We start from the raw sequence: 7,318 nt of genomic DNA, 5'->3' as shown, positions 1-7,318 counted from the left end.
CGCGGCTTTGCGCTCGGTCACGATATCGCGTCCTTGCTTTCAGGAGTTCCGGCGCGACCACGGGCTGGACGTCCGCGCCGTCACGAACCCGAACTTCACGATAGCTTGCCCGTCAGGAGGGCCGCTCGGGCGCATCTGCCCCGAGCCGCCCTCGCTGGCGCCGCGCCTGCATGCGCCGGAACTTTTCGCGCAGGTGGTAGAGCGTTTCGAGGAGCGCGCCCAGGAATTCGAGCGCCTCTTTTGCGTCCTGGTGCGAGGCCTTCGGGTCCGTGGGCAGGACGCCGACGTCGCCGAGGAACCGGAGCTCCTCGCCCCAGCGGCAAAGCTCCTCGCTGATGAGGCCCTTCGTGTAGAGCGCCCGCAGGCCGTCGAGGAAACGCTCGTGATCGGGCGCGAACTCGCGCACCACGACCTCGAGCGTGCGCCGCGCCATGACCGCCGTGGCCATCCACGCGCCGGCCGCCTCGCACCGCAGCGTCTCCTGGTAGGCCTCCATCACCCGCGGCGGGAGCTCGAAATCGATGGGCCGGAGCACCGAGGGCCAGAGCTGCCGCGGCTCCGCGGCCCCGCCGTCGGCTTCGTGCTCGTATTCGACGAGCCCCACGCGGTTGCAGCGGGCGCAATGACCGAAGACGTAGTCCTTCGAGGCCCCGTCCTGCTGCTGGTACTTGTGCTCACCGTGGTGCACGAGCTGCACCTGCATGCGACACGCCTGGCAATAAAAGCTCGGGTTGCGGTGCATCGACATGGTTACTCCTCGAAACGATGGAAGCACACTCTTCCACGCATGCCGTCCGGGGGCAATGCCCATTCCGTGCCCGGCGCCCCCGGGCCTCGCGGCCATGGCCCCCCTCCGGGGCTACTCGCCTTCCGGCTTGGGATCTTCGTACTTCGGCGCGAGCGGCGCGCTCTGCCCCTTGGGCTCGAGGAGCTCGAAGGTATTGACGCAGAGGCCGAGCGGGACGACCCACACGTCCCACACGTCGAGCGGCGCCATTCCGATGAGCGCGAAGAGGCGATTGCCGTCCTCGAACATCGTGATGCGCAGCTTGAGCTTGCCGAATTCGCTCGCCTGCAGCGCGACGGCTTCCGCGGCCCAGCCGAACGGGAACTTGTTGAGCTTGATGCGCTCGAGCGCGAGCTGCTGGAGATAACATTGCCGCTCCAGCCATTCGGCCACGTTGCCCTTCTTCGGCGCAGGGCGGACGCCGACCGTGAAGAGGATGGGCGGCAGCATCTCCTTCGCCGCGCTGAAGAGCGCGAGCGGGACGAACTCCGACTCCTTGGAGAAGTCGATTTTATCGATCGGCGCGGGCTGCTGATACCAGCCGTCGGGCAGAAGAATGCTGAAATCGAGATCCGAGCGCGGCTGCCGGACCGTGACGGTGATGCAATCCTTCAGCTCTTCCTCGTTCGGGAAGACACCTTGGGTCGGGAGATCCGGATCGTCGAGCGCCATGTCGAGCTCTTCCTTCGCTGGAGTCGAGTCTAGCACCTTCGTCACAACGGATCGTCGAATACGAAGAGGTGCGCGAGGCCCTCGCCGTCGACGGCGATCGTGCGGTCATCGAACAAGCGGGGCGTGCCGAACACCTCGTCCGGCTCGGCGAGGGCGGCGAATGTCTCGCGCTTGACGTCGAGCAGGACGAGGCGGCTGGTCCCCAGGCGCTCCTCGTCGCCGGGCTTTTCCGTGCGGAAGAAGGCGATGGAGCGGGCCGCGGGCGTGAACGTGGGCGTCCGCGCCGGGTCGAGGTAGCTGCTCTCGTAGAGGACGTGGCCCTCGCCTTCGAGGCGCGGGACGACGATGAGCGCGGTCTTCTCCTGGTCTTCGTGCACGCAGAAGAGGCCGAGCGTCGTGCCCTTGGGCGACCAGAAAGGCAAGATGTGGACGTTCGCGCCGGGGATCTCCGTGAGGATCGTGGTCACGACCGTGCTCTTTTCGCGCTTGACGAGCCAGACCTCGGAGACCTCCTCGCCGTCGCGCCCGGCCGTGTACACGATGTGCTCGCCGTCGGGCGAGACCACGACCTGCGCAGGGAACGAGGGATCGGCGTCGTCCTCGAAGGGGCCGAGCTCGCGCGGATCCTCCTCGTCGAGCGCATACCGAAGGAGCGCTTTGCGATAGGGATCCGCGACGAGGATCGCCTTGCCGCCGGGGGTCCAGCCAAACCCCGTGCCTTCCACGCGCCGGAGCTCGCCCGGCGCATCGGCGCTCGCCCAGCCGACGGTGCCACGCGCGCCGAATCCGAGCAGCGGCGCGACGCGATACGCGATGTGCGAGCCATCCGGGGAAAACGCGAGATCCTCGACGCGACCGGGCTTGAACGGGACGAGGAGCCGGACCGAATGGGCGTTGTGGAGCTCGCCGATCCAGATGCCGGTTTGTCCCTCGGGGCCGTCCTCGCGGACGAAGGCGATACGATGGCCGGAGGGCGCGAGCCGGCAGAGCCGCAGGACGGCGTCGCTGGGCACGGGCGCGTTGAACGTGCGGTGCTGGTAGCGGAGTCCGGCTAGTTGGGTGGCCATGCCGTGAAATATCCGTTGAGCTCGTGCAGGCGTTCGATGAAATCAGCGAGGTCCGGATCCTGCGCCGGCTCGAGCTCGCGGGCGGCGAGGAGGCCGATCGTGATGGACTCTCGCTCGTCCTCGGTGGGCGCGCGGCCGCTCTCCGTCATCGATTGCATGGCGGCGAGCTGGCGGGCGATGGATTCGTACAGGGCGGAGCGCGGCGCTCGCTGGAAGCGCGCCTCGGCCTCGGTCCGCGTCTGCTCGAGGACTTCGAAAAACTCCTTCCGGCTGTCGATCGGACGGTTCATGCAGGATCAGGCGGCGGGCTTCGCGCCGATTTCGAGGATGTTCGAGTTGTCGCCGATGTAATACTGGGTCATGCCGCCCGGGGTCATCGCCGGCTTGTTTTGCACGCTCCACGTGTCGAGGATCTTCGCCGCCGTGGTCTTCAAGTAGGGCGTCGACGGGGGAATGGCGTACGGCTTCGTGATCTTCTCGACGACCGTGCCGTCCTGCTTCGTCCCGAGCTTGCCAATGCCGAGATCGGGCGGCGTGGCCATGGAGCTCGCGAAGTAATTGCCCTTGAACCCGTCCGGGACCTGCCATTGCGTCAGCCGCTTCGGCGCGGGCGGGGGCGGGCCCACGGAGAGGGGCTCCTTGAAATCGATGCCCCTCATGTGGCTCAGGATCTCGTTGATCTCCTCCGGGTACTTGTAATTGCGCACCTTCTGCAAGGCCTTGTCGAACTTCTGGCCCATGTCCTTGTAGAAGTGGAGGGCGACCTTCTTCCGGGCGGCGATCTGCTCGACGCTGTTCCCCTTGGCCGCGGCGACCTTGAACATCTGCGGCGTCGGCGGGCGGAAGCCGATGACCTGGCGTTGCATCGCGAGGCGCACGGCCTTGGACTTTGGCTGGCCAAACGTCTCCAGCACCGCGCCGAGCGTGCGGCCCTGGGGCCTGCGCGCGCCGTCGCTCGCGCTGCCCTCGACCTTGGGCGCCTTGCCCGGCACGCTCTTCGTGTTGATGTAGACGTGTTTGCCCTCGATGATGACGTCCTTGCCCGATTTCAGGACGACGTTGCGATCGGCGAGCAGGTTGATGTTCGCGTCGTCGATGATGCTCGTGCCCTTGCCCGTCGTGAGCGAGATCTTCGGGTGGATCGTCTCGATCATCGTCTCTTTGAGCACCATCGTGGGCTCGTTCGGTTTGTCCGGGTCTTTCTCCCGGAACTCGACCATCGCGGCGACGCTGCGCTGGCCGACCATGACGTTGTCGACGGCGCCGATGAAGGAGCTGCGGTTCGCGCCCACGAAGATCGAGCGATTCGCCCCCGTCCGCTCGTTCTCGTTCGCCTTGACGAGCTTCGAAAGGTTTCGCTGGGCCTGCATGTAGAGCACCTCCTTGCCCGCGGCGTCGTCGAAGGTGATCTCGTTCCAGCCCTCGGATTTCGGCGAGGACTGCGATTTCCACGTGCTCACCGTCCGTTGCTCGGGGAGGTTGAAAGGCACGGGCGCGACCTTGTTGTACGCGCGGCCGAGGAGGACGGGCTGGTCCGGATCGCCTTCGAGGAAGGCGATCAAGACTTCCTGGCTCACGCGAGGCAGCACGATCATGCCGAACGCGCCGCCGGCCCAGCCCTGGCTCACGCGAATCCAGCAGGAGGATTGATCGTCGTATTGGCCGTCGCGATCCCAGTGGAATTGCACGCGGACGCGGCCGTGCTCGTCGGTGTGGATCTCCTCGCCCTTCGGGCCCACGACGATCGCGCTCTCGACGCCCTCGACGACAGGCTTCGGCGTGACCTTCTGCGGCCGGAACCGCGTCTTCTCCTCGACGAACGCCGCATACCCGGAGAGCGTCCATTCGCCGTCGTGCGTGCCCTCGACGCTGATCTCCGTGCAGAGGAAGTGACCCGCCGAGACGTCGCTGCGCGGGTGGCTCTCCACCTTGAAGAGCAGCCCCGGCGCGAGGTCGTACGCGTTCGAATCGAACTGGAGCTCGCGTTTGCCGCGGCGCGCGGCCGCGAGGTCGATGTCGGCGACGAGCTTGCCCTCGGGATCGGCGGGCACGCGCGGCTGCTCACGCCGATCTTTGACGAGCCCGGCGGGGGTGTACCGGTAAAGCTCGTAAAAGTCTTCCGGCTTCGACGCCTTCTCGGCGTCGCCGAGGAGGTGGAAATCGGGGCGCACGAAATCGTAATCGCGGAAGCTCGCCGCGCCGGGACGAATGCGGTGCGCGACCTTGACGTTGCGGACGAACTCCTTGCGCGCGTCCTGGTTCGGCGTATACACGAAGGGCAGGGTGGGGCGCTCCTCGCCCGCCTCGGGTTTGTCCGCGAGGACGAGCTCGGTCGTGTACGTGCCGGCGTTGCCGCCGCCGACCTGCTTGAACCAGTACGAGATGCCCTCTTCTTCGAGCAGGCGACTCACGAAATCGTAATCGCTCTCCTCGTACTGGACGCGATACTCGTGTTCCTGGTGCTCGTCGACCGTCTTCATCTGGTGGACGATCGAATACTCGTCGAGGATCTGCTTGACGATCGCAGGGATCGTCATGTGCTGGAAGATGCGGTTCCGCTTGCGAAGCCGGAGGAGCCACATCTGCGGCACGATGCGCACGAAATAGGTCGAGAGGCCCGTCGGCTCGGCCTGCACCATCTGGATGTGGCTGGCGACACCCGACCACGCGCGCGGGCCCGCGAGCGGGCCGCCCATCATCAGGAACGCCGCGGGTCTCCCGACGAACCCTTCGAGATCGAGCCCGGGCAAGCGCGAGCGCGCGAGGACGCCCACGTCGAACGAGCCGGAAATCGGCTCTCGGACGGTGAAATGCCGCACCGAGAGGGAGTCTTCATTGTTTTCGAAGGCAAGCTCCAGCAGCGCCATGATCTTCCTCTTCGATTACGTCAGATCGTGTCGTCCGGGTCGTCTTGCTTCACGGGGCGCAAGGGCGGGAGCGCGCGTCCGTGCGTGATGTCCGCGACGCGCGCGAACCAGCGCGTCGTCCACGTGGCAGCGAGATCCCTGAGTTTTTCCACGCCCTCGTCGAGCATCTCCCGCGTCGTCGTGGCGAGGGGGAAGTCTTTCTTCAGGAAATAGATGCGTTTGTCCGGGTCGAGGTGGAAATACCCTCCCCCCTGGTCGAAGAGCCCGCCGATCGCCGGATCGTTGAGCGCGCGGCCGACCTTCATGAAAGCGTCGATCTGCGCCTCGGGCGCGCCCTCGCGCCACGCCTTCGCCACGAAGACGCGCGCCACGAGCGCGTCCTTCTCGGGCTCGTGCCGGAAGCCGAACTCGCCGAACGAAATGTCCCCGCTCGCGTCGAGCTCCGCGTCGTAGCGGTTCTCCTTGCGCGCGTAGAACTGCATGAGGGCCTCGGCCCTGTCCCGCCCCGGCGGCATCGCGCTGTTCGTCGCCATCGTCGTCCCTCTGCCTTCCGCCTCGGCGTCTTACTTGTTCTTGCCGCAGCCGCAGGTGTCGCCGGTGTTCCGGTTCTGCTGCTGGTAGGCCTTGAAATAAAGATCGTCGTCGATGCCGTGGTATTCGGTCATCCCCGGCAGCCAGTGCTTGTCGAGGTTCTTGCCGTTCGTCTCGAAATCGGCCGCCTGGCCGCGCTCGCCCGAGAACGTGACGACGTTGCCGCCGCCCGCGTATTTCGCGTGGTTCTGCGGGTTGTCGCCGAGGCCGAACACCATCGGCGTCGCGTCGTTCACGTGCACGTAATGCGTGTACTTCGGCCCGCTCACCCATTGCGGCGCCGCGGAGCCGAAGCTCGTGACCTTCACGTTCTCGTCGAGGCCCGCGTTCGGCGAGGGCGAGCCCGCCTTCAGCGTGTTGTTCGCGTCGTAAAGCGCGAGGCTCGTGACGGCGCCGCCCTGGCTGTGCGCGAAGATCTCGACGGGGCGGCCCGATTCACGCTCGGCCACGACGAGGTCGCTCAGCGTGTTCACGGCGGGGTTTCGGCCGTCCGTCGTGAGGTCCTTCTTGCCCGCGGCCGCCTCGCGGATGAGGCGCCGATCCTTCGAGGTCTGCTGCGCGTCCTTGGCAAAACCCTCGGTCGCGTTGTACACGCCGACGACCGTGGCGCACGTCATGTCGCCGAGCTGCTTCAGCGTCTCACAATGCGTGGTGCGCGTGGTATTGATACCGTTGACATAAAAGATCGTGCGCGGAGGTTTGCCCTCGGTGCATTTCGCGCAGCAATCCTTCGTGGCCTGCGAGGTGTTCCGCGTCGGATCGTCCGGCCGATCGGCGTCGTAGGCCGAATGCGTCGGCGAACTTGGGTTGTAGCCGCTCTTTTTCGCGTTTTCGATGTCGGCCCGCGTGACCTCCTGGCCTTTCTGCGTGAGCGGCACGCATTTGCCATTCACGTAGCCGAAGATCGCGCCGTCGTGGTCGACGTCCTTGCCGGTGCACGCGATGCAAGGCTGGGCCGGGGGTTTGCCCGTGAAATACTCCTTGGCCTTCCCATACGCGTCGCTGACGCGCTTCGCGCCGGAGTCGAGCGCGTCCTTGCCCGCGCCGACCGCGTTGTAGCCGGCGTCCGCCACGGCCCGCGTCGCGCCGCGGACGCCTTCCTTGACGCCGTCCTTGACAGCGATGGCCGCGTTTCCGACGGCCTTCGCGCCCGTGACGGCCGCGTTTCCGACGGCCTTCGCGCCGCTGACGACCGCGTTGCCGGCGGCCTTCGCGCCGCTGACAATCCCGTCGCCGACCATCTTCGCGCCACCCGTGATGGCGCCGGCCGTCTTCTGGGCCGCGTTCGAGGCCGCGCCCCAAGCTCTCTGCAATAGACCGCCACCAGGCATGAC

General features: G+C 66.5%; 7 protein-coding genes. All 7 read right to left on the bottom strand.

Annotated elements, in window-relative coordinates; all coding sequences use genetic code 11:
• Window positions 1-112: 112 nt before the first annotated feature.
• The 7 genes from POL67_RS33780 to POL67_RS33750 all read right to left on the bottom strand — a co-directional run bounded on the left by POL67_RS33780 (window position 113) and on the right by POL67_RS33750 (window position 7,315).
• Entirely contained in the window at window positions 113-748 is a 636-nt protein-coding gene (locus POL67_RS33780) for a DUF4145 domain-containing protein (RefSeq protein ID WP_271924732.1), read from the bottom strand.
• 111 nt (window positions 749-859) lie between these two features.
• A complete protein-coding gene (locus POL67_RS33775; RefSeq protein WP_271924731.1) occupies window positions 860-1,504 on the bottom strand; it encodes a hypothetical protein in 645 nt (214 codons plus the stop codon).
• Window positions 1,501-2,526 (bottom strand): TolB family protein, encoded by a 1,026-nt coding sequence (locus tag POL67_RS33770; RefSeq protein ID WP_271924730.1) that lies wholly within the window; start codon window positions 2,524-2,526, stop codon window positions 1,501-1,503. Before POL67_RS33770 ends, POL67_RS33775 begins: the two co-directional genes overlap by 4 nt.
• On the bottom strand, window positions 2,511-2,816 hold the full coding sequence (locus POL67_RS33765; protein WP_271924729.1) for an immunity protein Tsi6 family protein: 306 nt from the start codon (window positions 2,814-2,816) through the stop codon (window positions 2,511-2,513). The genes POL67_RS33770 and POL67_RS33765 overlap by 16 nt, the downstream gene beginning before the upstream one ends.
• Before the next feature lie 6 nt (window positions 2,817-2,822).
• Window positions 2,823-5,393 (bottom strand): type VI secretion system tip protein TssI/VgrG, encoded by a 2,571-nt coding sequence (gene tssI, locus POL67_RS33760; RefSeq protein ID WP_271924728.1) that lies wholly within the window; start codon window positions 5,391-5,393, stop codon window positions 2,823-2,825.
• A 20-nt stretch (window positions 5,394-5,413) separates the two neighbouring features.
• Window positions 5,414-5,926 (bottom strand): hypothetical protein, encoded by a 513-nt coding sequence (locus POL67_RS33755; protein ID WP_271924727.1) that lies wholly within the window; start codon window positions 5,924-5,926, stop codon window positions 5,414-5,416.
• Between the two features lie 30 nt (window positions 5,927-5,956).
• Complete coding sequence (locus POL67_RS33750) at window positions 5,957-7,315, bottom strand: hypothetical protein (protein WP_271924726.1); 1,359 nt, start codon at window positions 7,313-7,315, stop codon at window positions 5,957-5,959.
• Window positions 7,316-7,318: the final 3 nt, after the last annotated feature.

Origin of the sequence: Polyangium mundeleinium (assembly GCF_028369105.1) — a bacterium.
Lineage (GTDB): Bacteria > Myxococcota_A > Polyangia > Polyangiales > Polyangiaceae > Polyangium > Polyangium mundeleinium.
The sequence above is the reverse complement of the archived record's forward strand: the minus strand, read 5'-3'. Positions and strand labels throughout refer to the sequence as shown.

What these genes read in the sequence shown, in the direction of transcription:
- POL67_RS33780 (WP_271924732.1), bottom strand. Translation starts at nt 748, where the DNA reads ATGTCGATGCACCGCAACCCGAGCTTTTATTGCCAGGCGTGTCGCATG.
- POL67_RS33770 (WP_271924730.1), bottom strand. Translation starts at nt 2,526, where the DNA reads ATGGCCACCCAACTAGCCGGACTCCGCTACCAGCACCGCACGTTCAAC.
- POL67_RS33765 (WP_271924729.1), bottom strand. Translation starts at nt 2,816, where the DNA reads ATGAACCGTCCGATCGACAGCCGGAAGGAGTTTTTCGAAGTCCTCGAG.
- tssI (WP_271924728.1), bottom strand. Translation starts at nt 5,393, where the DNA reads ATGGCGCTGCTGGAGCTTGCCTTCGAAAACAATGAAGACTCCCTCTCG.
- POL67_RS33755 (WP_271924727.1), bottom strand. Translation starts at nt 5,926, where the DNA reads ATGGCGACGAACAGCGCGATGCCGCCGGGGCGGGACAGGGCCGAGGCC.
- POL67_RS33750 (WP_271924726.1), bottom strand. Translation starts at nt 7,315, where the DNA reads ATGCCTGGTGGCGGTCTATTGCAGAGAGCTTGGGGCGCGGCCTCGAAC.